Below are 25,518 nucleotides of genomic sequence, written 5' to 3'. Positions count from 1 at the left end.
GCCCTCCGTCGGCTGCCGCCGGGCGGCTCGCTCGGCCGCGGCACCGTGGGCGGCGGCCCGCAGGATGCCGACGACGCTCGGGGTGCGGTGGTGGTGGTTCGGCCCGTCGGCCACGTCGTGGGCCGCGGAGTGACGGTGGGTGCTGACGATCGTCATGACGCCTCCTGGCGACAGGTCCGGTGGACCCATGACGGAGGTCGTGAGTCCGCGCTTGCCGACGCCGGTTGGAGCCGTCGGCCAGGTCGTCACCCGGAGCACCCCACCGCGGAGGAGGGTTGCCGTCCAGCGAGCCGGGGCTTGACGCTGGAACTCTTGACCTTGGGCAGACAGGGTAGGGGATCCGAGTCGTATGCCGGGACCGGGTGTCCGGCATACGGACGCCGGAGTCGGTCGTCGAGGCGATCGGAGTGCTGCGGACTCCACGGGTCTGGACGCCGGGAACTCGGGCGTGGCTCGCGCGCTCCTCAGGGGCCGAGGGGGCGACGGCTCAGCAGGCTCGGCCGGCGCGCTCTTCAGGCGGCGGGCAGGCGGTACACCGAGACGTGCGACGTGGATTCGGCGGTGAACGGCGCACGGGACCAGTCGGCATACCGGTCCTCCAGCTCGAGGCCGGCGAGGCGTGCCATGAGGTCCAGCTCCGCCGGCCAGATGTAGCGGTGCGGGCTGCGGCTGACCATCGCCTCGCGGCCGGCACCGAACCGCACATGGTGCGACACGAGCCGCTGGGTGAGAACGTCGATGGCGTCGAAGCCGACGTACCCCTCCTCGACGGTGAAGACGGATGCCCGCTGCCCGGGCGGGAGGATGCGCAGCTGGGGAACCCACAGCTCGACGACGAACCGGCCGCCGGGGCGCAGGTGTCGCGCGGCGTTGCGGAAGCACTCGACCTGCTCGTCCTGGGTGAGGAGGTTCGAGATGGTGTTGAAGACGAGGTAGACGAGGGCGAACTCACCCGCGACCCGCGTCGTCGCCATGTCGCCCTGCACGACGGGGAGCGTCGCCTCGTCGACCTTCTCGCGGAGCCGGTCGATCATGGGTTGGGAGAGCTCGATGCCGGTCACGCGTATGCCTTTCTCCCGCAACGGGATCGCCACCCGTCCCGTCCCGACGGCGAGCTCCAGCGCGCCGCCATCTCCGGCGAGCCCGGTGAGCAGGTCGACCGTCGGGCCGAGCACCTCCGGCGCGAACATCCCCGTGCCCGGAGTGTCGTACCGCGTCGCTGCGTTCACGTCCCAGACCTCGTCCTGTCCCAGTCCGGCCGCCGTCGTCGGGTCGTCTCTCATCCCTCGATCGTGGGGTGCCGTCGCGTGCCGTGTCGACGCGTTTTCCGCCGTGCCGCCGGCGGCCGCGGGGTCGAGCCGACCTTGGCGGTAGGTCCTGACGCTGCCAGACTGGGGGGAAATGATAGGTGCCGTCATGTGGGGTGAGCCGTCGGGCCAGGGATGGACCCAGGTGCTCGAACTCGCCGCGGCACTCGTGCTCTGCTCGGTCATCGGGCTCGAGCGGACGCTGCGGCGCAAGTCCGCCGGGATGCGGACCCACGCCATCGTCGGCATGGGCGCGGCGCTGTTCGTCCTCGTCAGCAAGTACGGCTTCACCGACGTCCTCGACCCCGGTCGGGTCGTCCTCGACCCGTCGCGCGTCGCGGCGCAGGTCGTGTCGGGTATCGGGTTCGTCGGCGCCGGGATCATCTTCGTCCGCCGCGACGCGGTGCGCGGACTGACGACGGCGGCGGCCGTGTGGATCAGCGCGTCGGTCGGCATGGCGTGCGGCGCGGGGCTGCCGGTGCTCGCCGGCTTCGTCACCGCGGCCTATTTCGTCATCGTGTATGCCTATCCGCCGCTCATCCGGCGCCTGCAGTCGGGCACCATGCGGGAGGAGTCGATCACGGTCCGGTATGCCGACGGGCACGGACTGCTCCGCTCGATCCTCGCCACCGCGACGGGTCATGGGTTCGCCGTCACCCACGTCCGCACGGATCGCGACGAGGACGACCATTCGCTCGTCGTCCTCGTGCTGACCCTCCGCGGACGTGGCGACCTGAGGGTCCTCATCCCTCGCCTCAGCGAGATCGACGGCGTCCGTGAGACCCGGGCCGGATTCGCCCTCGATGACGACGAGGCCGACTGACCTCGGCAGGTGCGGGGTTGTCGTGGTCGCCATCGCGATCCGGCCACGGAAAGCCCACACCTGCCGGACGGCGGCGCGACCGCCGATTGCTGTGGGGAAGGTAGCCAGAGTCAGAGCTCTGGCTACCTTCCCCACCAGGGCCTGACCTCGCTCACCATCGATGTCGAGCCCGGGTCGGGCCGATCGACGCCGGGCGCCGACGCAGATCCGAACGCGTCTCAGCCCATCGCCGGCCACCACCGTCCGACGGCGTGCCGAGACGACAAGAACTCGGCACGTGCGACAGCTCTCTTCGCACGTGCCGAGTAGATGTCGTCCCACGGCCGATCCGGGAGCATCAGCTCGGCACGTGCGACAGCTCTCTTCGCACGTGCCGAGTAGATGTCGTCCCACGGCGGATCCGGGAGCATCAGCTCGGCACGTGCGGGGTTGTCGTGGTTGCCATGCGACCCCGGCACGGCACGCGACCCCGGCACGGCCTGCGAGCCCCGGGCGGCACGCGACCCCCGGCCGGCTCAGCGCCGGTCCACCTCGATCGTGAAGCCCTGGGCGCGCAGTCGGTCGGCGAGCCCGGGCCCGATCCCCGTCGCCGGGGTGAGGACACCGGCCGCAGCCGGCAGGTCGTCGAGGGCGAGAGCCAGCGCGGACTCGCCGAGCATGACCGCCGTGCCGCCGTATCCCGGGTCCTTGTCGGCGGCGACCCGGGCGCGGTACCGGGCATCCGTCGAGGTCGTCGTCTCGATGTCGAGGACGAACCTCCCGCCCCTCTCGACGTCCGGCCCCTCGCCCGGCGCCGGGAGGAACCGGTCGAGCAGCGCACGGGTGGGCGCGAACGACATCCCCGCAGCGAGCCCGGCCAGCGCGCTCGCCATGGCCGTCGCCTGCGCCGCCTCGGCGATTCCCGGCCCGCAGTCGGTGACCTCGTCGTACCGGAAGTCGCGGCCGTAGGCATACCCCGACAGGGCATTGCTCCGCCGGACGATCCGGGTGTTGTAGGCCGCCATGACGAACGGCGCGGTCCAGTGCCCGCGCCGATCCTGGCGCACCGGCATGAATCGCCGCGCGCGGTCCGCATCGTCGTCCGCCGTGGGCTCGGCGGCGCGGTCCGGCGAGAGAGCGTAGGGGTCGGCGACGATACGCCGCGCCGCGGGGTCGGAGCCCGTGGCGATGGCCTGTCTGCGCATCGAGTCGACGGTCCCGCCGCTGAACCCTCCGCGGAGCGAGCGGACCGAGAGGGTCGTCGTGCCGAGGGTGCCCTCGCCGTCCGCCGCGATCCGCTCGGCGAGCACGAGGACGCCGAGATCGGACGGGACGGAGTCGAATCCGCACGAGTGGACGATCCGGGCGCCGGACGACACGGCTGCCTCGTGGTTGGCATCGATGCTCCTGCGGACGAAGAGCACCTCGCCGGTGAGGTCCGCGTAGTGCGTTCCGGCCGCGGCGCAGGCCGATGCCAGAGGCATGCCGTATGCGAGGTACGGGCCGACCGTCGTCGCGACCGTCCTGGTCCGGGAGGCGAGGGCGGCCAGAGCGTCGGTGTCCGAGGCGTCCGCCACGATGATCGGCCAGCCCGACGCAGCCCCACCGAGGGTGTCACGCACAGCATGCACCTTCGACTCCGAACGTCCGGCCAGGGCGATGCGCGCATCCGGAGGGGCGTGCTGCGCGAGGTACTCCGCGGTGAGCCGGCCGACGAAGCCGCTTGCCCCGTAGAGGACGATGTCGAGGTCACGGCCACGTGGTGCTGCCATGGAGGCAACCTACCGGCCCGGCGCTCGCGAGCGGGGTCGTGGTCGCGTCGCCGATCCCGGCTCGCGCAGGGGCGTCGGCCTCGGGACCGACGATGATCCCGGCTGGAGCGCCTCCGGTCGGTGGCGACCGTCGCGTCGCCGACTCCGAGGCGGATGAGTCGCCGATACCGGCCCGGACGAGGGGTCCACGTCGGGGCGGTCGATCGTTCCGGGCGGACCGCGTGACCGGGCCCATCAGCCGGTGGCACAGTGTGCTCATGAGCGACGACCCCGTGCCCCCCTCCTCGCCCACCGACGCCACGACGGCATACCGGCAGGCCCGCGACGAGCTTCTCGCCCTCCGGGGCCGGCAGGAGGAGGCGGTCCGGACGTTCACGTGGCCAGACGTCGGGAACCGGTTCAACTGGGCCGTCGACTGGTTCGACGCCGTCGCGCGGGGCAACGACCGGGACGCGCTCATCGTCGTCGAGGAGGACGGCACGAGCACCGAGGTGAGCTTCGACGCGATGGCCGCACGGTCCGACCGGGTCGCCGCGTGGCTCGCCGGCCAGGGGGTCCGCAGAGGCGATCCCGTCATCATCATGCTCGGCAACCAGGTCGAGCTCTGGGACGTCATGCTCGCCGTCATCAAGCTCGGCGCCGTCATCATGCCGACGACGACGGCCGCCCGCTCCACCGACCTCGAGGACCGCTTCCGGCGCGGCGGTGCCAAGCACGTCGTCGTCAACGCGGCGGACACCGACCGGTTCGACGACGTCGCAGGCGACTACACCCGGATGAGCATCGGTGAGGCGGAGGGTTGGGCGAACCTCGACGCGGCATACGCCGTCGACGTCCCCCCGAGCCCCCATCCGGGCACCTCGCCGACCGACCCGCTCCTGCTCTACTTCACCTCGGGAACGACGAGCCGGCCCAAGCTCGTCGAGCACACCCAGGTGTCCTATCCCGTCGGGCACCTGTCGACGATGTACTGGCTCGGGCTGCAGCCCGGCGACGTCCACCTCAACATCTCCTCGCCCGGGTGGGCCAAGCACGCCTGGTCGTGCTTCTTCGCGCCGTGGATCGCCGAGGCGACGATCATGGTCTACAACTACAAGCGGTTCGACGCCGGCGCCCTCCTCGGTCAGCTGAGGGACCGGGACGTGACGAGCTTCTGCGCGCCGCCGACCGTGTGGCGGATGCTCATCCAGGCCGACCTGTCCGGCGGTCCGGGGTCGCTGCGCGAGGTCGTCGGGGCGGGCGAGCCGCTCAACCCCGAGATCATCGAGCAGGTCGACCGGGCCTGGGGCCTGACCCTGCGCGACGGGTACGGCCAGACCGAGATGACGGCCGCCGTCGGCAACGCCCCGGGGTCCCCCGTCAAGCCCGGCTCGATGGGCCGGCCGCTGCCCGGGTACCCCGTCGTCATCGCCGATCCCCTGACGGGGGAGCGGACCGACCCGTGGACCGTGGCGGAGGGGACGCACGAGGGCGAGATCTGTCTCGACCTCGCCGGGCATCCACTTCCGCTCATGACCGGGTACCAGCAGGACGAGGAGCGCAACGCCGAGGCGATGGAGGGCGGGCTCTACCACACGGGCGACGTCGCCTCGGTCGACACCGACGGATACGTCACCTACATCGGGCGCACCGACGACGTCTTCAAGGCGAGCGACTACAAGATCAGCCCGTTCGAGCTCGAGTCGGTCCTCATCGAGCACCCCGCCGTCCGCGAGGCCGCCGTCGTCCCGGCCCCCGACCCCGTCCGGCTCGCGGTCCCCAAGGCATACATCGACCTCGCCGACGGGTTCGAGCCGTCCGAGGAGACGGCCCGGTCGATCCTTGCGTATGCGAGGGAGCACCTCTCCCCGTGGCAGCGGGTGCGACGGGTCGAGTTCGCCGAGCTGCCCAAGACGATCAGCGGCAAGATCCGCCGGGTCGAGCTGCGCGGTCGCGAGGAGGAACTGGCCGCGGGCGCCGACCGGGGCGAGGGCCGGGAGTGGCGCGACGACGACTTCCCCGACCTGCGCGGCAGCTGAGCGCACCGACCGAGCACGCCGACCGACCGGAGGAGGGCAGCATGAGCACCGTCGTGATGCACGCCGTGGCGTCCCTCGACGGCTTCATCGCCGACGAGAACGACGACGTGGGGCCGCTGTTCGACTGGTACTTCAACGGTGACCACCCCCTCGTCGGGGACGAGGGCGAGGAGCAGCACACGCCCTTCCGGGTGTCGGCCGTCTCCGCGGCCTACGTCCGGCCCTTCTGGGAGTCGATCCGCGCGACGATCCAGGGCCGTCACCTGTTCGACCTCACCAACGGCTGGGATGCCTCGCCGCCGGCGGGCGAGCACCTCCTCGTCGTGTCGCACCGGCCGAAGCCCGACGGCTGGCACCCGGAGGCGGACGTCCCGTTCTTCACCGATGTCACGGCGGCCGTCGAGGAGGCCAGGCGGCGGGCCGGCGACGGGGTCGTCGCCGTGTGCGCGGGCGACGTCGGCGGGCAGGCGCTCGCGCTCGGGCTCGTCGACGAGGTCGCCATCGACGTGGTGCCGGTCGTGTTCGGGCGAGGCAAGCGCTACTTCGGCGCGATGGAGGACCATCGGCTGCTCGAGGACCCGCATACCGTCATCCCCGGCGACCGGGTGGTCCACCTCCGCTACGCCGTGCGCCGCTGACCGCTCGTCGCCGCCGCACGAGGCGCACGGGCACCCGCTGCCGGCGGCTTCAGCGGCCGGGGTCGATCCGGCGGGCCACTCCGCGGCGAGCGCGGCGGACCAGCTCGGCCACATCCTCGCCGAACGTGGTCCCGGCCGATGCGGACGCTGTGGATGCCCGGGCCGGCGCGGTCGCCTTCTTCGCGGCGGCGCGCTCCTTGCGCTCGCGGACCTGGTCCTCGGCCAGCCGGACGAACTGCGCCATCTTCTGGTTGGCGGGGTGTCCCCAGTCGCCGATGTAGCGGTACTCCCAGGGACCGAAGCTGGCCGCCCAGCGCAGGTCGCCCCGGAAGTACCAGAAGACGTTCTTCTCGGTGAAGAACGGCTTGCCGGCCTTCGAGGGGCTCACGTGGTCGATCGGGGAGCCCTGAGGGCGCTCGAAGAAGGTGGCGAAGAACGAGCCGCCCGGCGTGATGACCGGGGCGAGCCGGAAGAGGCACAGCCGGATGTGGTTCAGCGAGACGTGGGTGAAGACCGAGTTGGCGATGGCCATGTCGATGGGCACGCCGAACTGACCGTCGAACCGGTCGTTGGCGCGCAGGTTCTCCACTGGCAGCTTGGCCCGCTGCTCGTCGCTCAGCTCCAGGTCGTAGCCGGTCTGCATCAGCGAATGGTTGGCGTCGATGCCGTAGTAGTGGCCGGCGTCGAGATAGTCGACGAAGTGCCGGCCCGCGCGGAAGCAGCCGCAGCCGACGTCGAGCAGCCGATGGCCGGGCTGCAGGCCCTGGCCGATCAGGAAGTCGAGCTGCCGCTGGCCGTGGGAGTCCCAGACCCCGCCGATGAACCTGCGGTGGTCGCCGGCGGCGATCTCCTCCTCGGTGAACTCCTTGCCCGAGTAGTCGGGCTGCTCGCCGGCCTGTTCGACGCGATGCTCGATGATGCTCATAGTCTCCTCCATTGGCTGGTTCGTGACCCTATCGGCTCGCCCGCGACGACGGTGGGACCCGGCGCCGGCGAGGCCTACCCGTCGCCGCCGACGGCCGCGAACGGGGTCGCCGTCAGCGGGTCGGTGGCCGAGCAGGTGCGCCCCTCGGGCCCGGGCACCGTCGACTCGATCCGGGACCCGTTGATGAGGGTCACGTCGTCGTAGGCGGGCCGTCCCTCCACGACGTTGCGGAACGTGTAGCGGGTGAGGGCCGAGAGGCGGCAGTCCCCGCCGAAGACGGCGATGTCGAAGGCCGACGGCTGCCCGACGAGCTCCTCGCCGTTCTTGCTCTCGTTCTCGAGGAAGTGGCTGAACGGGCCGCCCCCCGTGAACGTCCCGACCTGGATCCGGTTCCCCTCGAGGTCGGGGACGTGCATGTGCCCGTTGATGAGAATCCCGCCGATGCTCAGGCCCCGGACGGCGGCCGGCTCGTGCGAGACGACGATGTCCGGAGCGAGGACGGACCGGTTCCCGTCGTCGCCCTCGGCCGCCTCCATCGCGGCGACGAAGGCGTCGCGCACCGGCTTCTGGCGGGCGGCCGTGTTGGTGTTGGAGTCGCCGAAGAACCGCGGGTCGTTGAACCCGGCGATCCGGATGCCGTGGAGCGAGTACTCGGTGTACCCGTCCGTCGTCGGCTGCAGCAGGTGGACGTTCTTGACCTTCGCGAGCCGGGTGAGGACGGCCTGGTCGCCGGGCGAGGACCTGTCGTGGTTGCCGAGGATGAAGAAGTAGGGGACCTGGAGCGATGCGATGCCCTGGGGTATGCGGGCCGCGTCGAGCTCCTGGGGCCGCCCGAAGTTGACGAGGTCACCGGAGTCGATGACGGCGTCGATGCGCTCCTCCTGGACGATCGTCCGCATGAGGGCGTACTGGTCGCCGCCGTGGATGTCGCTCACGAGGAGGAGGCGCGCGACGGCAGGCGTGTCGAGGGTGCCCGCGGCGTACTTCTCCTGCAGCGCGTTGGACAGGGCCAGCAGGTTGCGCAGGTACGGCGTGACCTGCTCGGCGCGCACCCCGACGTCCTCCAGCAGCGTGCTGTTGCGCTGGACGACGCCGAGGACGCCCGTCGCGTTGATGCGCGACTGGTTCGCCGGCTGGTAGGTCGCCCAGGTCGCGATGCCGGTGCCGAGACTCGCGACGAGCCATCCGGCGACGGCGGTGATGACAAGCCGGGTCGTCGGTCGCCGGCGCCGGACGACGTCGTAGCCGACGACGAAGAGGACGGCGACGAGGAGCGTGCCGCCGACGAACTTGCACCCGAGGACGATCGCGGCGTGCCGGACGGCGTCGGCGAGCTCCTCCTGGCTCGGCTCGAGCTCGTCGACCGTGACGTCGTCCTGGGCGAGGAGGCGGGTGATGTCCGAGCGGACCTCCGGTCGCGCGACGATGCCCGGGGCGAGACCACGGAATGCGACGTCGATGTCTCCGAGGACGGTCCGGGCGCTCAGGTGGTTGGAGTCTCCGGGGTCGAGGCTCAGGGTGAGCTCGGCCGAGTAGTACGTCGTGCGGGTCGTCGTCGGCCAGATCGCCGTCGTGGCGGCGCCGCCGAGCGCGCAGGCGAGCAGCAGGGCGACGAACGCACCGGCATGCCGCGCGGCGGGACCGGGGTGTGCGTGCCGGTGCCGCCACCACATCCCGACGGCGGTGACGAGGGGCCAGCCGACCTCGGCGAGGGCGACGGAGCGCTCGGTGAGCCCGAAGGCATACCAGTGCCCGAGCATCGACACGAGGAGGACGAGCCCGAGCGCACCCATGACGACCGTCGCGACCCGGGCGACGGGAACCCGCAGCGGCCACGGAGCGTCGGGATCGGCGGCCAGCCAGGGCCAGAGGGCGAGGCAGGCGGTCGCCCCGGCGGACGCGAGGACGTGCGGGGTGAAGTTGACCCCCGGCTCGGGGATCGGCAGGGCGGCGATGAGGACGACGAAGACCCCGCCGAGGGCGAAGCACGCCCGGGCGCGGCGGCGTAGCCCGGGCATGACGAGCGCGGTGACGACATGGGCGAGACCGGTCACGACCCAGGCCGTCGTCATGATCCAGCGGTGCGCGGTGCTGGACGCCGACAGCGACGAGAGCGAGTCGTGGACGACGTCGAAGCCGGGGTACCGGCTCGCGGCCCACGTCCACCCACCCACGAGGGCGACCGCCGCGACGGTGGCGGACGCCACCGCGGTCCGCGGGAGCCCGGACGGCCGGTCGGGTCGGTCCATCACGCCCACCTTAGGCTTCCGGGGTGAGCGCCTTGCTGGGAGACCTCGGAGACCGAACCTTCGCCGCCGTCCTCTTCGACATGGACGGCACGCTCGTCGACTCGACGGCGGTCGTCGAGCGGTCCTGGGCGACGTGGGCCCGCGAGTTCGGCGTCGACCCGGCCGCCCTCGTCGGCTTCCACGGTGTCCCGGCCGCGGCCATCGTCCCCCACGTCCTCGAGGCCGCCGAGGAGGCCGTCGCCATCCAGCGCATCGTCGACCTCGAGCTCGCGGACACCGAGGGAGTCGTCCCCCTCCCGGGCGCGGTCGACGCGCTGACCGAGGTCGCCGACGGCGGCGGCCGGCACGCCATCGTGACCTCCTGCACGCGACCCCTGTATGCCGTGCGCATGGAGGCCTCCCGGCTCACCCCGCCGAACACGTCGGTCACGGCGGACGAGGTGCGCCGCGGCAAGCCGGCGCCCGACCCCTACCTCCTCGGCGCGGAGCGGCTCGGCGTGGACCCGGCGGACTGCCTCGTCGTCGAGGACGCGCCGAACGGCCTGCGGTCGGCCAAGGACGCCGGCTGCGCGACGCTCGCCGTCGTGTCGACCGCGACCCGGGACGAGCTGGAGTCGACCGGGCTCGCCGACGCCGTCGTCGGGTCGCTGAGCGACGTCCGGTTCCTCGTCGATGCGGACCGCCGGGTCCGCGTCGTGCTGGCCTGACTGCCGCGCACCCCCGCCCACCCTCCGGCAGGTGCGGGCTTTCCGTGGTCGAATTCGTCCGGCAACCACGACAACCCCGCACGTGCCGAGTTGATGCTGTCCAGGACGCCGCGTGGCGACATCTTCTCGGCACGTGCGGAAGGCATCGTCCGGCAGGTGCGGGCTTTCCGTGGTCGGATCACGCTGGCGACCACGACAACCCCACACCTGCCGAGTCGATCTCGCCCGGCGTCGCTGACCGGGCCCCGCCCCGACGTCAGTCGTGACCGCCCGACAGGCTGCGGAGCAACGGGGCGACGATGTCCATGGGGAGCGGGAAGACGACCGTGGAGTTCTGGTCGGCCCCGAGCTCCAGAAGGGTCTGCAGGTAGCGCAGCTGGAGCGAGGCCGGGCTCTGCGAGAGGACGTCCGCGGCCTCCTTCAGCTCGGTCGAGGCCTGCAGCTCGCCGCGGGCGTTGATGACCTTGGCCCGCCGCTCCCGCTCGGCCTCCGCCTCCCGGGCCATGGCGCGCTGCATCTGCTCGGGGATCTCGACGTCCTTGATCTCCACGAGCGAGACGTCGACGCCCCACGGCTTGGTGAGGTGGTCGAGGATCTCGCGCAGGTCGTGGTTCAGGTCGTCGCGGTGGGCGAGGATCGTGTCGAGGTCGGCCCGGCCGAGGACGGAGCGCAGGGTCGTCTGGGCGATCTGGCTCGTCGCGACGGCGTAGTTCTCGACCTTCATGACCGCCTCGACCGGATCGACGACGTTGAAGAGGACGACCGCGTTGACCCGCGCCGGCACGTTGTCGCGGGTGATGACCTCCTGCGGCGGGATGGTGAGGGTCACGACGCGCAGGTCCACCCGGACGAGCCGGTGCGCCCCGGGGACGACGACGACGAGCCCGCTGCCGCGCAACGGTCGCAGCCGGCCGAGCCGGAAGAGGACGCCGCGCTCGTACTCCGCGAGGACCTTGACGCACGTGGCGACGAGGGCGCCGAGGACGAGGACGACGGCGAGGACGGTGACGACGACGGCTGTCATGAGCGGGCCTGCCCGGGACGTGGGTCGCCGGACCAGCGCGTCGCATACCGGTCGACGACCTCGGCGACGGTCTCCTCGTCGGGCACACCCGGCGCGTCGGAGGACGCCTCGACGGCGAAGGACTCGGGGAAGCCCGACGGGGTGCTCCACAGGTGGCGGGCGAGCGGGATCCCGCCGAGGAGGACGACGACGAGCGTCGAGACGAGGGCGACGAGGTCGATCGCCGAGGGGTCCCCACCGACGAGCACGCCGGCGAGCGTCGCCCCGACGAGGAAGGCGGCCGCCCCGGCCACGACGAGGGCGATGCCGCGGTGGAACCGCCCGGCTTCCGAGTGCGGCCACGGGTCGACCTGTCGGGTGATCTCCCGCGGCCCGGGCGTCGGGGAGCACTCCGACTTCGCCGGGCACCGCCCGCAGATGGCGTGCTGGCCCTGGTAGCGGACGACCCGCTTGTCGGGGTCGAACGACGCGGGCCAGAGCCACTGGTCCTCGTGGCACTTCCACGCGTCGTGGTCCTCGTGGTAGACGAAGCTGCCGGTCCGCCAGCGCGCCGAGCGCACCGCGCTGCGGGCACCGAGGCGGTCGATGGCCCACGCGAGGCCGAGGAGCACGAGGGCATACCCGCTCACGAAGCCGGCCATCGGGGTCAGGGCACCCACGGGTCACCGTCCTCCGGACGACGCCGACTCGAGCTCGGTGAACAGGACGTCCTGCGGCAGCTCGGTCACCGTCCTGCCCTTGTGGGCGTTGAGCACTCCCTGCACGGCGAGCCAGAGGAACGGCAGCACCCCGCCGACGATGAAGACGACGTCGCCGGGGAGCCGGCCCCACTCGAGGATCGCGTTGCGGTGGTCGGTGAGGAAGGACAACGACCGCGCCTCGAAGTACCCGGAGCCGACCGCGTGGTAGAACTGCAGCACGCCGAGGGGGAAGAGCGTGGCGAAGACCATCCAGGCGAGGCCGATGTTGAGACACCAGAACGACGTCCCCGCAAGCCGATCCGACCACTTCTCCTCGGGCACGAGATAGCGCAGGGCGAACATCGACAGGCCGACGGCGAGCATGCCGTAGACGCCCATCATGGCGGCGTGCGCGTGGTTGGCCGTCAGGGCCGTGCCGATCTCGTAGTAGGAGACGATCGGCAGGTTGATGAGGAAGCCGAACACGCCGGCGCCGACGAAGTTCCAGAAGCCGACGGCGACGAGGAACATGACCGCCCACCGGTGGGGGAAGGGTGCCGAGCTCTTCGACTCCTGGCGGGCGCCGAGCTGCATGAAGGCCCAGGCCTCGACGGTGAGGAAGGTGAGCGGGATGACCTCGGCGGCCGAGAAGAACGACCCGAGCGCCATGTGCTCGACCGGGGTGCCCGAGAAGTAGAGGTGGTGCATCGTCCCGAGCACGCCGCCCGCCGAGTAGAGGATGACGTCCATGAAGATGATGCCGAGGGCGATCTTCTCGCGGACGACGCCGAGCATGACGAAGATGTAGGCGACCATGACGGTCGTGAACAGCTCGAGGAAGTCCTCGACCCACAGGTGGACGACCCAGAAGCGCCAGAACTCCGCGACCGACAGGGGTGTGTCCGTCGCCGCGAGCATGCCGACGGCGTAGAACGCGGGGATGGACAGCGCGGAGAAGAAGAAGAGCCACGGCATGTTCCCGAGCGACTCGCTGCGCAGCCGGGCCCGGATCCCCCGGAAGACGATGACGATCCACAGCACCATCCCGACGGTGAGCAGCACCTGGAAGACGCGGGGGAGGTCGAGGTACTCCCACTGCTGGCCGAAGAGCGGGCCGCCCGCCCAGGAGACGCCGAAGATCGACAGGGCCTCGGCACCGAGCGAGCCGAAGACGACGACGGCGAGGGCTCCGAGCAGGCCGAAGGTGAGCAGCCGCTGTCCCTTCGGCTCCCGTCCGGCGATGAGCGGGGTGAGGAAGATGCCGGCGGCGAGGAACCCCGCGGCGGTCCAGAAGAGCGAGAGCTGGACGTGCCACGTGCGGGCCAGGTTGTAGGGCAGCAGCGCGTTGAGGTTGAAGCCGAAGAAGGAGCCGAGGTCGGCGCGGTAGTGCTCCGCGGCGGCTCCGACGAGGGTCTGGGCGAGGAAGAGGACGGCGATGACGAGGAAGAACCACGCGGTGGCCCGTTGCGCGGGGGTCAGCCCGACGCTGCCCGGGCGGCGGAAGGCGATGGCGGGAGCCTCCTCGGAGTGCCAGCCGATCGTCCGGCTCCAGCGGCCGTAGACGGCGAAGAGGACCCCGGTGCCGCCGATGAGGACGGCGAGGGACAGGACCGACCAGAGCATGAGGTCGGGTGTCGGCCCGTTGTCCACCCGCGGCTCGGCGGGCCAGTTGTTCGTGTAGCTGTAGTCGTGGCCGGGCCGCTCGGCCGCGGCGGCCCACGCGGTCCAGGCGAAGAACGAGGTGAGGTCGCGGATCTCCCCGGGGTCGGTGATCGCGTTGCTCATCAGCCCGTTGTCGTGCGACTCGGGTCCGAAGTACCGGGCGTAGTAGGGGAGGAGCTCCTGGTATGCCGCGACCTGCGGGTCGCTGAGGACGAGCGTCCCGGTGTCGGCCGAGTACCGGTTCGTGCGCCAGTCCTGCACGTTCGCCGCGCTCGGCTCCTGCTCGCCGGTGGCCTTCGCCGCGGCGAGCGTGAGGTCGGTGGCCCGGCGCAGGTAGTCGGCCGTGAAGTCCGGGCCGAGGTAGCCGCCGTGGCCCATGACCGAGCCGAACTGCATGAGTCCGCGGGCCTGGAACAGCTCCTGGCCGTGCGTGATGTCGGCCCGCTCGAAGAGGACCTCCCCCGACGTCGTCGTGACGCGCTCGGGAACGGGCATCGAGGCCGTGTAGGTGCGATACACGAGGATCCCCATGACGGTGAAGCTGAAGAGCATGACGATGACGACGCCCTGCACCCACCCCTTGCCCACCAGCATCTCTCGCCGACCGTCGAGGGCGCCCGGTGGCACGCCGGCCTCGCTGACTCGTGACATGACGACTCCGATCCCTCCGTCGCAGGCTGACTTCTACGACTTGTAGTAGGCATTTATACAGGTGGACTCAGTTTTTCGCGAGGGGAGATCCGGCCACCGGTCCCCGTGCTCGAGAGGCCCGCCCCCTCGACCCGGTCACGCCCTTCGTCGAGCCGGACCTGTGCCGCGCCCGGTCGGGTGTCGGAGCGGTCGAGTAGCGTCCTGCCCATGGACGCTGACGTCATCGTCGTCGGCCACGGCCTCGCCGGGCTCGTGGCGGCTGCCGAGCTCGCCGACGCCGGGCGGCGCGTGCTGCTGCTCGACCAGGAGAACGCCGCGAACCTCGGCGGCCAGGCGTTCTGGAGCCTCGGTGGGCTCTTCTTCGTCGGCAGCCCCGAGCAGCGACGGCTGAGGATCAAGGACTCCGTCGAGCTCGCCTGGCAGGACTGGGAGGGCACCGCCGGGTGGGACCGGCTGACCGATGCCTCGGGTGGTCCTGGGCCGGACCACTGGGGCCGGGAGTGGGCCAGGGCATACGTCGACTTCGCCGCCGGCGAGAAGCGCGCCTGGCTCCACGAGATGGGGATGCGGTGGTTCCCGCTCGTCGGCTGGGCGGAGCGCGGTGACGGCCGGGCCGGCGGGCACGGCAACTCGCTGCCGCGGTTCCACGTCACGTGGGGCACCGGGCCGGGAGTCGTCGAGCCCTTCGAGCGACGGGTCCGAGCGCACCTCGCGACCGGGCGCATCACGCACCGCCCCCGGCACCGGGTCGACGGCCTCGTCACGAGCGACGGCGCCGTGACGGGAGTCCGTGGGGCGCTCCTCGCACCCGATCCAGCTCCTCGCGGAAGGCCCTCGAACCGTGATGTGGCAGGCGATTTCGAGCGGACCGCACAGGCCGTCGTCGTGACCTCCGGCGGCATCGGTGCCAACCACGACCTCGTCCGGGCCAACTGGCCGGCGCGGCTCGGGTCGGCGCCGCAGGACCTGCTGACCGGCGTCCCCGCCCACGTCGACGGTCGCATGCTCGCCATCGCCGAGTCGGCCGGGGCGGCCCTGGTGAACCGCGACCGGATGTGGCACTACGTCGAGGGGGTGCAGAACTGGGACCCCATCTGGCCGGGGCACGCGATCCGCATCCTCCCCGGTCCGTCGTCGCTGTGGCTCGACGCCGAGGGCCGCCGGCTGCCCGCCCCGCTCTTCCCCGGGTTCGACACCCTCGGCACGCTGGACCATCTGCGCCACACCGGGCACGACCACTCGTGGTTCCTCGCCAACGAGGCGATCGTCGGCAAGGAGTACTCCCTCTCGGGGTCGGAGCAGAACCCGGACATCACCGAGCGGTCGGTGCGCGCCGTCCTGCGCCGCTCGACGACGAAGGTCTACCCGACGGTCCAGCGGTTCCTCGACCACGGGGTCGACTTCCTCCGCGCGGCCACCGTCACCGAGCTCGTCGACCGGATGAACGCCCTCGTCGGCGAGGATCTCCTCGACGCGGAGGCGGTGGAGCGGGTCGTCGTCGAGCGGGACCGCCAGGTCGCCAACCCGTATGCCAAGGATGCCCAGATCGCCGCGATCCACGAGGCCCGGTCCTACGTCGGCGACAAGGTGTCCAAGCGGGCCTATCCGCTCCACCGTATCCTCGACCCGAAGCACGGGCCACTCGTCGCCGTCCGGCTCCGCGTGCTCACCCGCAAGACCCTCGGCGGGCTGCACACCGACCTGTCCGCGCGCGTCCTCGACGGCTCCGCCACGCCCGTCCCGGGCCTGTATGCCGCGGGCGAGGTCGCCGGGTTCGGCGGCGGGGGGATCCACGGCTACCGGGCGCTCGAGGGCACCTTCCTCGGCGGCTGTCTCTTCTCCGGCCGGGTCGCCGGGCGGGCTGCGGCCGCCGCCACGTCCTGACCGGTCACCCCCCGGGCCGTGACGGTCAGGATGGGCAGGGACGTCGGATGACGGCCGTGATCGCGTCGGCGATGGCGCGGTAGCCGGCGTCCGACGGATGCCCGTCCGCCCCGTTGCTGACGCAGGTGAGGGTCAAGGTGCAGATGGCCGCCGTCCGCTCGGCCGGGTCGGGCGGATCGAAGACGGGGACGATGTCGGCGACGGCCGCACCCGCCGTGGACGCGGTCGAGGCGATCGTGCGGTTGAGGGCGGCATACAGGGCGTCGATCTCCGGGCTGGGAGGGGGGAAGGAGTGCACGGCGGCGACGACGACGACGCGTGCCGATGGCGCGGCCGATCGCAGCGAACGCAGGATCCTACCGAGCCGGTCGCCGAAGGCAGCGACCTCGGCCGGCGCCCGCTCGGCCACGCAGTCGAGATCGTCATGGCAGGCGGCGCTCAGGGCAGCGACGTCGTTGCCCCAGATGGCCAGCGTCACCGTCCCGGGCTCGCGCCGGTGGGTACGCAGGAAGGCGTCCGCGGCGACCAGCTGGCTGCCCTGGTAGTCGTCGTGCAGCGCGAAGCCCGCGGCCGTCCACGGGCAGGAGCCGTCGATCATCGACGTCGTCGTCTCGCCGGGACAGCTGTAGTTGGTGACCCGGAGACGCCGGTCGCGGGCGGCGAGGACGTCGGCGTACCCGGTGGAGAAGGCCGCGGGGTCAGGGGGCGACCCGACCTTGGACGCCTGGAACCCGAAGCTGATCGAGTCGCCGAGGGCCAGCAGGAAGGGGTGGGATCGCTCGGGTGGGCGAGCGTGCGGAGCGGCAGTCGCGGCAGCGGGCGCGACGACCCATGCCACGGCCAGGGCGACAGCCGCCAGGGCCGCCAGGACTCCCTTCCGGTGGGGGAGCGCCGTGGCGAGCATCCGCGCGGTCGACCGAGGACCTCGGCCACCCGGCCGGGCCGGCGTCATCGGTGACCCTCGGGTGTCTGGCCCCGGTCGATGGGGCGGAGCAGGAGGCTGGACGCGGCGATCCGGCGTCGTCCGGGGATCCTCGTCTGACGGGTGCTGGACACGGGGTCCTCCTTGCGATGTGGCTGGGGGGTCAGCGGTCGGGGGGTCCGCCTCAGGGCAGGCGCGCGAGCGACAGCGGGCGCACGCGGACGGCCCGCTCCCGCAGCGGCTGCGGCCGGCCGGTCGCCGAGGCCGAGCGGCCGGACGTTGCCGCCGCACGGGGCACGGCTCGGTGCCCCGTCGGCCGGAGGAGGAAGACGTGCTGGTCTCCGCTCGGTACCACGCCGACGGCGACGATGTCGCCGCGCTCGCTCACGTAGGTCGCCGAGGTGAGCTGGACCGAGGTCGGGCCGACGAGGGCGTTGAGGTCGTACTGTCGGCCGCTCTGCCACAGCAGGGCAGCGCCGTCGCACGAGCCGCCGACGACCTGCGCGCGGTTGTTGATCCACTCGGGGTAGGAGCACAGATCGGGGCTCAGGTCGCTCATCCGACCCGCGCGCCACAGGAACGTGTGGATCCCCTGCTCCGGGTCGCTCGTCGTCGAGAACCCGGGCGACGTCACCGCGGTCGTCGACGTGCTCGCCCGAGGCGTAGGACCCGCCGAGCGTCCCGAGGTCGCGCAGCCTCCTGCCGTCCCAGAGGAACGGGTGGGCCGCGTCGTCGCCGGGGAGGGTCGCATACCCCGTCACCTGACCGCGCTCGTTGAGCCACCGCGTCACGCTCCGACCGCCGCCGAAGCCGCCGAGGTCTCGCATCCGGCCGTCCCGCCACAGGAACGGGTGCAGGGTCGGGTACCCGGTGTCCGGGTCCACCGCGGAGCCGACGTAGGAGTCGCCGGCGACGACACCGTGCTCATTGACGCGGACGAGCACGGTGCCCGGGCCGCCGAGCGTCCCGAGGTCGCGCATCCGCCCGTCCTTCCACACGAAGGAGCGGATCTGTCCGCCCCAGTCGAAGAAGTCGGGCATCCCCGGCCCGGCGGCCGCGCTGTTGCTCACGCCGGCCACGACGCCCTCCTCGGTCACCGACACCGCGAAGCTCTCGCTCCCGCCCGGGAGGGTGCCGAGGTCGATGACCTTGCCGCTCCGGAACAGCACCGTGTGCATCGCCGGTGCGTGGGCCCGCGGGTCGTAGGCGCCGGTCTCGGACCCACCGACGCCCAGCCCGTGACCGTTGACCTCCTGCACCACGCTGCTGTTCTCGCCGGGCAGGGCGCCGAGGTCGTGGAGCCGACCGTGGTACCACGCGAATGCGTGGAAGAGGTACGGGTCGTCCCCGGCGAGGCCGGTGTTCGGGCTGTCGGCGTCAGGGCGCGTCGTGTCGGCGATGCCGATCACCGCGCCCCGCGGGGTCATCTGCCGGGTGGGCCCTACGACGTCGGCGCTCGGGCCACCGAACGTCCCCACGTCGGTCATCCGGTATGCGGGGCCGTCCGGCGCGGTCTCGTGGTGCGCCCCGGCGGAGCCATGGGCGACGGCCTGCGCGGTGGGCGCCGCCGCGACCTGCCCGACGGCCGCCGGCGTGAACGCCGCGGTGGCGACGAGGACGACGACCCGTCGCCGGCGTGGGCGACCGATGATGGGCAGCCGGCCTTCCATGGCACCTCCTCCTCACGGCTACCGGTCCCGGACGGCGGCCATCGGCCCAGCCTGGCGTCGGAGCCAGGACGGGCGTCGAGTAGTCGACTACTCGATTCGCCGCCCGCGCCCTCGCCCGCCGGCGGACCGCGGGACGCCCACCCACCCGGTCGGCATACTGGCGGTATGCCGGGCGGAGAGGGGACACGGGAGGACCCGGTGGGCAGAGAGGCGCCCACGGGGACGGGCCGAGCGCCGTTGCGGCGCGACCCGGACTTCCGCCGGTACTGGCTGGCCCGTCAGGTCTCGGTCACCGGCTCGCTCGTGACGGCCGTCGCGATGCCCGTCCTCGTCTACCGGATCAGCGGGTCGCCGGGCCTCACCGCGCTGACCTCGACGCTCGAGGCGTTGCCCTACCTCGTCTTCGGGCTCTTCGCGGGTGCCCTGTCCGACCGGCTCGACCGGCGCCGCGTCATGGTGAGCGCGGACGTCGTCAACGCGGTCGTCCTGCTGTCCGTGCCCGCCGCGTGGTGGCTCGGCGTGCTCACCGTCGCCCAGGCGCTCGTCGTCGGGTTCGTGTCGCAGGCGGTGTTCGCGTTCTTCGACGGCGCCAACTTCGGTGCCCTGCCCCTCCTCGTGGGGCGCGACCGCGTCGGCGAGGCGAACGCGGCGATCTGGGGGTTCGGCGGCATCCTCGACCTCGGGGTACCGATGGCCGTCGGGGCGCTGCTCGCCGTCCTCCATCCCGCCGACCTGCTCCTCATCGACGCCGTGTCGTATGCCGGGTCCGCCGCCCTCGTCGTCGCGATCACCCGTCCGCTGTCGCTCCGCGGCCGGACGCCGCCGCCGTTCCACCCGGCCGCCGTCCTCGGCGAGGTGCGCGAGGGCCTGGCCTGGCTCTGGCACCACCCGGGCGTCCGCGGGCAGACGATCATCGGCACGCTCCAGTCGCTCGGCGGGGCGGGGTTCATGGCGCTGTCGGTCCCGTTCGCCGATCGGCTGCTCCGCATCGGCACGAGCGGCTGGCGGTTCGGGCTCCTGCTGTCGGTGTGGGGGATCGGCGGCATGCTCGCGGCCGGCCTCACGCCGTGGCTCCTGCGCCGGATGACGACGCTGCGGGTCACCCTGGTCGCCATCCCGGTGTCGGCGGCCGCCGGGGTGTGCGTCGTCCTCCAGTCCCGCTGGTGGGTGGCGACCCTTCTCATGGTCGTCTGGGGCGTCGCCTACCAGCTCGTCCTCATGAACTCGATCTCCTACCGCCAGCAGGTGACGCCGGACGAGCTGCAGGGCCGGGTCAACACGGCGGGACGGGTCCTCTCGTGGGGCGTCGGCTGGTCGGTCGGCGCGACGCTCGCGGGCCTCGTCGCGACGTGGGCCGGGCTGCGTCCGGCACTCGTCGGGGTCGTCTCGGTCGGGGTGCTCGCCGCGCTGTATGCCTGGCTCTCGCCGCTCCCGCGTCTGGCCGTCGTCCCCGCCGCCGAGTGACCGGCCGGTCCGGCGACGGGCTCGCCCCCACCGCAGTCGCAGTGCTGCGCGCCGCCGCCCCCGCCGACCCGACGACCCGACGACCCGACGACCCGACGAACAGGCAATCGGTGCGCGGGGCCACCCACAGCGGTTGTGGCCCCGCTCATTAGGCCCGGTTCCGAGGCGGGTTCCGCCCCCATTGCCTGTCGGTCGGGCCGGGGCGAGGACGCGAGCACGGCCACCGTGGCCGAGGGGTCGGTGGCTGATCGGCTCCGACCAGGGTGGGCGTGGCGGGTGGGTGGCGTCGAGCCGTCGAGCGGACCACCTGTTCGACCCGCCGGGCGGGTCGGCGCGTGAGCGCGGTCAGAGGTACTGGCCGGTGCCCTCGCCACCGCGCTCGCCGGGTCGCTGCCCCGGCTGCGGCATACCGGGGTGCCCTTGGACTCCCGGTCCGTCCGGGCCGACCTGACCCGGCATGACGTGCGGGCTCATCGGCAGGGCGCGGCGCATCTCCTGCAGCTGCGCCTGGGCCGCCATCTGCTGGGCGACGAGGGCGGTCTGGATGCCGTGGAAGAGGCCTTCGAGCCACCCGACGAGCTGGGCCTGGGCGATCCGCAGCTCGGCGTCGCTCGGCGACTCGTCCTTGAACGGCAGCGCGATGCGGTCCAGCTCGTCGACGAGCTCGGGGGCGAGTCCGTCCTTCAGCTCGCCGATGGACCGCTCGTGGATCTCGGCGAGCCGGGCTCGGCCCTTCTCGTCGAGAGGGGCGTTGCGGACCTCCTCGAGCAGCTGCTTGATCATCGAGCCGATCCGCATGACCTTGGCGGGCTGCTCGACGAGATCGGCCGGGGACGTCTCGCGCCGCTCCTCACGCGCCGGCTGGTGCTCGTCGGCACCTCCCCCCGCCTCGCCGGTGGCGCCGTCGGGGTGGGCGGCGACTCCCATGCCGTCCGGCGTGACGACGACGATGCGCTCGCCGTCGTTCGTCACCGTCATCGGCACGGCCCGCTGCTGCTCCTCGTTCTCCTCGCTCATCCCTCCATCCTGCCTCGCCCCAGCCGCCGGCGCTCCGGTGGGGAGAAACGCCGCGGCACCCTCGCCCTGGCCGCCAGCTTTATCGGGTCGCCCGAGAAGACGTAGCTTCACCCGGCTTTCCTTGTCGGGTGAAGCTGCAGGTTCCGGGGTGACCCGATAAAGGTGCTGCTCGTCTTCCGGGGTGACCCGATAAGGCTGCTGCTCGTCTTCCGGGGTGACCCGATAACGCTGCAGTCTGTCTTCCGGGGTGACCCGATAAAGCTGCGGCGGACCTACCTGGGGTGATCCGACACGGCTCGGGAGGGCAGGTCAGGCGATGCCCATCCGCTCCTTGAGGGTGTCGCGCTTGTCCTCGAAGCGGGCGGCCTGCTTGTCGAGGCCGTCGAGGAAGTTCGCGAGCTCGGTGCGGGCCTGCTCGCCCTCGGGGGAGAGGCCCTCGATGTCCCACACCTTCCAGAACCGCAGGACCGGCGCCACGACGTCGTCCCGGTGGATCCGCAGGTCGTAGATCCCGGCCACCGCCATCTCGACGGACTTGCGCTGGAATCCGGGGATGTCGGTGCCCGGCATCTGGAAACCGACGACGACGTCGCGGATCGCCGCCATCGTCTGGCTCGGGTCGAGCGCGAGGGCCGCGCCGAGCAGGTTGCGGTAGAAGATCATGTGGAGGTTCTCGTCGGCGGCGATGCGCTGGAGCAGCTGCTCGCACATCGGGTCGTCGGTGTAGCGGCCCGTGTTGCGGTGCGAGACCCGGGTCGCGAGCTCCTGGAAGGAGACGTAGGCGAGGGAGTGGAGCAGCTCCCCGGAATGTGCCGACTGGTACCCGGTCGACATGTGCGTCATCCGGAAGTCCTCGAGCTGGGTGGGGTCGACCATCCGCTTGACGAGGAGGTAGTCGCGCATCGCGATGCCGTGCCGGCCCTCCTCGGCGGTCCAGCGGTGGACCCAGTCGCCCCACGCGTCGTCCCGCCCGAAGATCGTCGCGATCTCGTGGTGGTAGCTCGGCAGGTTGTCCTCGGTGAGGAGGTTGACGATGAGCGCGGAGCGGGCGACGTCGGACAGCGGTGCGTCGCTCGGCTGCCACGGCTCGCCACCCATGAGGCCGTCGAAGTTGCGGCCGTCGGACCAGGGGATGTACTCGTGCGGATACCAGTCCTTGGCGACCTTGATGTGCCGGTTCAGCTCACCCTCGACGACCTGGTTCATCTCGCGCAGCAGGTCGGTCTGGGTCCATGCCCACTCGGTCATGACGGTCTCCTCGCATAGGCGGTATGCCGTACCGAACGAACCTACGGCACCGTAGGTTCCTGACGTCCAGTGTAGCGAGAGCCTAGGTCGCCCGGCGGGTCACGAGGGGGGCCCTGCGGACGGCCACCCACGAGACGGCCGCGGCGAGCAGCGGTATGCCGATGACCGCCACCGCCAGCCACATCCACGGGATGTCGATGATCGCCCCGTGGCCGCCGCTCGTCGAGCACACACCGCTCCCGTAGCAGAGGGTCTCGTCGCCCGTCGTGCGGGTCAGCGGCACGGCGATCGCGACCCCAGGCACCATGCCGACGACAAGGCCGAGGACCGCGCCGACCGCACAGATGACGAGCGACTGTGCCGCCGCCATGGCGCGCCTGGTTCCCCGGGTGGCACCGAGTGCCGCGAGGGTGGACTGGTCGGCCTGCTGCTCGGCGAGGGACAGTGCCGTCGAGGTGAGCGTGATGACGAGGAGCAGCAAGCTGAAGGCACCGACGAGGATCGCCATGACCAGGGCGTCCTCCCGCGAATACCCCCGCTCGACGTAGAACTCGGCGTCTCCGGTGAGGGCGTTGTCGATCCGCTTCTGGTCCGCGACGCTGACGGTGCCTCCGGGATCGGTGACGAGCAGGGTCATCGGAGTGAGTCGAGCACCCCAGCCGAGTGAGCGCGCGGTCTCCGGAGTGGCGATCACGCCGAGTCCGCTTGTCGCGAGCACGTTGGCGCGGGTCGCCGGGACGGCCACGGTCGCGGCGCCCACGCGGCGGGCGGCCGACATGGATGTGGGCTCACCGGTGTCGGGGTCGGCCCGGTAGGTCCCTGAGGCGAAGGTCATCCGAGCGGGGACCGCGCTGCCGAGCACGACGACCGCGCCATGCCTGACGGCGTTCGCCTGGGCGGCGGAGAGGTGGAGCCGTCGGACGAGATCGTCCGCGGGGATCGCGCCGATCCCCGACGGGGTGAGGAGGCCGGACGTGCCGTAGGTGTGGCATCTGGCGTTCGCCGCGTCGCTGTCGCCGCTGTGGATCGTCTCCTCGACGGTGCACCCGCCGGGGACGACGTTGGTGAACGGGATGTCGGTGGGCTCATCCCCGTCCGGTTGATCGACGGTGTAGACGACAGCGGTGTGAAGGCCGGGAGTCTCGCGGGCGACGGCCCGCTCTGCTTGTGCCAGGACGGACGCAGGGGTGGTCATCCCCGACTCGTCGTAGACACGCAGGGACACGTTCCCCTCGCCCATGACGGCCTGGGGCACGTAGTCGTGCTCGGCCTGGGTCGTGTCGCTCGTGAGGCCGATGAGCAGCATCGTGAGTGCGGCGACGGCACCGAGGATGGCAGCCACCGAGGGTGCGGAGCGCGTGCGCTGTCGCGCGGCGTCGCGCAGCGCCAGCCGCACCGAGACGGGGAAGGGGCTCGACAGCCGCGCGGCGGCGACGAGCGCCATCGGCACGAGCAGCAGCGAGCCGAGGATGAGGGCGATGGCGCCGACGACGACGGGTACCTCGTGCTGCTGCGTGGTGACGGCCCAGAACAGCACGGCGCCACCCACCGCCGCGACGACGAGCCCGAAGAGCGGCAGCACGCGGCTGACCGAAGGGGAGACGCTCTGGCCGCGGATGACCCCGACGATGTCGAGCCGACCGAGCCGGCGGGCGGGGACGAGGGCGGCGATGACCGAGCTGAGCATCGCGACGGCCACGATGCCGGCGACCTGGCGGACGGGGACCTGGAACGGGCCCATGACGGCGTCGGGACGCCACGTCGGGAGAATGACATCGGTCAGCAGGGCCGCCGCCGCGATGCCGAGGAGGGCACCACCCAGTGCGGCGAGGACACCGAGCACGACGGCCTGCGCGAGGACCGTGGCGCGGACCTGACGGGTCTCGGCTCCGTTGGCCGCCAGGAGGGCGAGAGTTCGCCGCTGCCGTGCCGCAGCGACCGCGAACGCCGGGCCGACGAGCAGCGTCGTGATGATCAGCAGCATCGCGCCGCCGGCGACGACGATCATCCCGTTGGTGCCGGAGTCTACGGAGAGGGCGGCCACCGCAGGAGGGACCTGGTCCCCCGAGGGTGGGTGACGGAGCACGTCGGCCGAGGTGACGACGAGGCCGTACTCGTTGAGCCGCAGCGTCTCCGCATAGGTGACGGGGTGTGCTCGCTTGATGAGCCACGTCGTGGAGCCGGTGTAGCTCGTCGCGAATGGTGTCAACGAGACGACGTCGGTATAGCCGTCGGGAACGGCGGCGGTTCCGACGACCGTCGCCGTGTGGTTGCTGCCGGAGACGGCGAGGGTCACCGTCCCGTGGCTGGGGAGTCCGAGATGCCGGCCGGCAGGAGTGACGAGCACCTCGTCGTCACGCGCCGGCCAGCGCCCGTTCGCAAGGCGGAGCTTGTCGCCGAACCCGAGGCGGCCGTCGGCGACGAGGATTGAGACGTGCGGATGCGCCCCGCCGATGTCGGCCCGCCCGTATGCCTCGCGCACCGGGACGGCCGTGCCTCCGACGAGGCGTGCGATGGCGGTTGTCTGCGCATCGAGCGCCCCCTCGGTCGAGTAGCCGGGGATCGGGCGAGCCGCCGCCTCGGACTCGCTCTGGCCGTTCCACGGATCGGGCGTCTGGACGACTGCCTTGGGCTGCGGGGTCGTGACGCTGGCCTGGGCGGAGCCGAGCTCCGAGGGGATCCGTTCGGTGCCGGTGATGGTGCTCGTCGCATACAGGGTGAGCCCGAAGACGAGCAGTGCCGTGGGGATGCCGACCATGAGGAGGACGACGATGCTGCGGCCGCGGTGCCGTCGGACGTCACGGCGGGCCATCCGGAGCGCGACCCGCCAGCTGCCGCGCCAGCCTCCCGAGCCGGCCGAGCGGACGAGGTCGGCGGG

18 protein-coding genes and 1 riboswitch are annotated in these 25,518 nt (G+C 72.0%); of the genes, 6 read left to right on the top strand and 12 right to left on the bottom strand.

Annotation, left to right across the window (positions count from 1 at the left end; translation table 11 throughout):
• Positions 1–202: 202 nt before the first annotated feature.
• A riboswitch (SAM riboswitch) is annotated at positions 203–318 on the bottom strand.
• Between the two features lie 194 nt (positions 319–512).
• Positions 513–1,283 (bottom strand): class I SAM-dependent DNA methyltransferase, encoded by a 771-nt coding sequence (locus tag BN12_RS11210; protein ID WP_200901197.1) that lies wholly within the window; start codon positions 1,281–1,283, stop codon positions 513–515.
• A 118-nt stretch (positions 1,284–1,401) separates the two neighbouring features.
• On the opposite strand from BN12_RS11210, the gene BN12_RS11205 reads away from it, so the two are divergent.
• On the top strand, positions 1,402–2,130 hold the full coding sequence (locus BN12_RS11205; RefSeq protein WP_235432378.1) for an MgtC/SapB family protein: 729 nt from the start codon (positions 1,402–1,404) through the stop codon (positions 2,128–2,130).
• Between the two features lie 515 nt (positions 2,131–2,645).
• Here the strand turns inward: BN12_RS11205 and BN12_RS11195 are convergent.
• Positions 2,646–3,881: a saccharopine dehydrogenase family protein gene (locus BN12_RS11195; RefSeq protein ID WP_048552503.1), complete on the bottom strand. Its 1,236-nt coding sequence runs from the start codon at positions 3,879–3,881 to the stop codon at positions 2,646–2,648.
• A 257-nt stretch (positions 3,882–4,138) separates the two neighbouring features.
• Here BN12_RS11195 and BN12_RS11185 point away from each other — a divergent pair, with 257 nt between their 5' ends.
• The gene (locus BN12_RS11185) at positions 4,139–5,899 is read left to right on the top strand and encodes an AMP-binding protein (protein ID WP_048556305.1); all 1,761 of its coding nucleotides are present in this window, start codon (positions 4,139–4,141) and stop codon (positions 5,897–5,899) included.
• Positions 5,900–5,940: 41 nt separating this feature from the next.
• Positions 5,941–6,537, top strand: coding sequence for a dihydrofolate reductase family protein (locus BN12_RS11180; RefSeq protein WP_048552500.1), 597 nt, complete (start codon positions 5,941–5,943; stop codon positions 6,535–6,537).
• A gap of 49 nt (positions 6,538–6,586) precedes the next feature.
• Here BN12_RS11180 and BN12_RS11175 read toward each other — a convergent pair whose 3' ends face one another.
• Positions 6,587–7,462 (bottom strand): methyltransferase, encoded by an 876-nt coding sequence (locus BN12_RS11175; RefSeq protein WP_048552498.1) that lies wholly within the window; start codon positions 7,460–7,462, stop codon positions 6,587–6,589.
• Between the two features lie 74 nt (positions 7,463–7,536).
• On the bottom strand, positions 7,537–9,711 hold the full coding sequence (locus tag BN12_RS11170; protein ID WP_053080012.1) for a DUF998 domain-containing protein: 2,175 nt from the start codon (positions 9,709–9,711) through the stop codon (positions 7,537–7,539).
• A gap of 23 nt (positions 9,712–9,734) precedes the next feature.
• Between BN12_RS11170 and BN12_RS11165 the strand changes: the two genes are divergently transcribed.
• Positions 9,735–10,418 carry an HAD family hydrolase gene (locus BN12_RS11165; protein ID WP_235432377.1) on the top strand — a complete coding sequence of 228 codons (684 nt, stop codon included), beginning with the start codon at positions 9,735–9,737 and terminating at the stop codon, positions 10,416–10,418.
• 256 nt (positions 10,419–10,674) lie between these two features.
• Here BN12_RS11165 and BN12_RS11160 read toward each other — a convergent pair whose 3' ends face one another.
• The 3 genes from BN12_RS11160 to BN12_RS11150 are packed head-to-tail and all read right to left on the bottom strand — an operon-like array spanning position 10,675 to position 14,378.
• Complete coding sequence (locus BN12_RS11160; RefSeq protein WP_048552496.1) at positions 10,675–11,442, bottom strand: slipin family protein; 768 nt, start codon at positions 11,440–11,442, stop codon at positions 10,675–10,677.
• A complete protein-coding gene (locus BN12_RS11155; RefSeq protein ID WP_200901196.1) occupies positions 11,439–12,101 on the bottom strand; it encodes a hypothetical protein in 663 nt (220 codons plus the stop codon). Before BN12_RS11155 ends, BN12_RS11160 begins: the two co-directional genes overlap by 4 nt.
• A gap of 3 nt (positions 12,102–12,104) precedes the next feature.
• Entirely contained in the window at positions 12,105–14,378 is a 2,274-nt protein-coding gene (locus BN12_RS11150; protein WP_048556301.1) for a nitric-oxide reductase large subunit, read from the bottom strand.
• Between the two features lie 264 nt (positions 14,379–14,642).
• On the opposite strand from BN12_RS11150, the gene BN12_RS11145 reads away from it, so the two are divergent.
• Positions 14,643–16,319 carry an FAD-binding dehydrogenase gene (locus BN12_RS11145; RefSeq protein ID WP_048552494.1) on the top strand — a complete coding sequence of 559 codons (1,677 nt, stop codon included), beginning with the start codon at positions 14,643–14,645 and terminating at the stop codon, positions 16,317–16,319.
• Between the two features lie 25 nt (positions 16,320–16,344).
• On the opposite strand, the gene BN12_RS11140 is transcribed toward BN12_RS11145, so the two are convergent.
• The gene (locus BN12_RS11140) at positions 16,345–17,223 is read right to left on the bottom strand and encodes an SGNH/GDSL hydrolase family protein (protein ID WP_048552492.1); all 879 of its coding nucleotides are present in this window, start codon (positions 17,221–17,223) and stop codon (positions 16,345–16,347) included.
• Between the two features lie 44 nt (positions 17,224–17,267).
• Positions 17,268–18,911, bottom strand: a complete 1,644-nt coding sequence (locus tag BN12_RS25145; RefSeq protein WP_048552490.1) for a hypothetical protein — start codon at positions 18,909–18,911, stop codon at positions 17,268–17,270.
• Between the two features lie 165 nt (positions 18,912–19,076).
• Here BN12_RS25145 and BN12_RS11130 point away from each other — a divergent pair, with 165 nt between their 5' ends.
• Positions 19,077–20,375 (top strand): MFS transporter, encoded by a 1,299-nt coding sequence (locus tag BN12_RS11130; RefSeq protein ID WP_083454579.1) that lies wholly within the window; start codon positions 19,077–19,079, stop codon positions 20,373–20,375.
• Between the two features lie 345 nt (positions 20,376–20,720).
• On the opposite strand, the gene BN12_RS11125 is transcribed toward BN12_RS11130, so the two are convergent.
• The 3 genes from BN12_RS11125 to BN12_RS11115 all read right to left on the bottom strand — a co-directional run.
• The gene (locus BN12_RS11125) at positions 20,721–21,392 is read right to left on the bottom strand and encodes a bacterial proteasome activator family protein (protein WP_083454578.1); all 672 of its coding nucleotides are present in this window, start codon (positions 21,390–21,392) and stop codon (positions 20,721–20,723) included.
• 309 nt (positions 21,393–21,701) lie between these two features.
• Positions 21,702–22,640, bottom strand: a complete 939-nt coding sequence (locus BN12_RS11120) for an acyl-ACP desaturase (protein ID WP_048552487.1) — start codon at positions 22,638–22,640, stop codon at positions 21,702–21,704.
• Between the two features lie 82 nt (positions 22,641–22,722).
• Positions 22,723–25,518, bottom strand: a 2,796-nt coding sequence (locus BN12_RS11115; RefSeq protein WP_048552486.1) for an ABC transporter permease, incomplete at its 5' end; no start/stop codon positions are given.

The sequence above is a fragment of the Nostocoides japonicum T1-X7 genome (assembly GCF_001046855.1).
In the GTDB taxonomy this organism is placed as follows: Bacteria; Actinomycetota; Actinomycetes; order Actinomycetales; family Dermatophilaceae; genus Nostocoides; species Nostocoides japonicum.
Note: the sequence above shows the minus strand (reverse complement) of the source record. Positions and strands in the feature narration are given on the sequence as shown.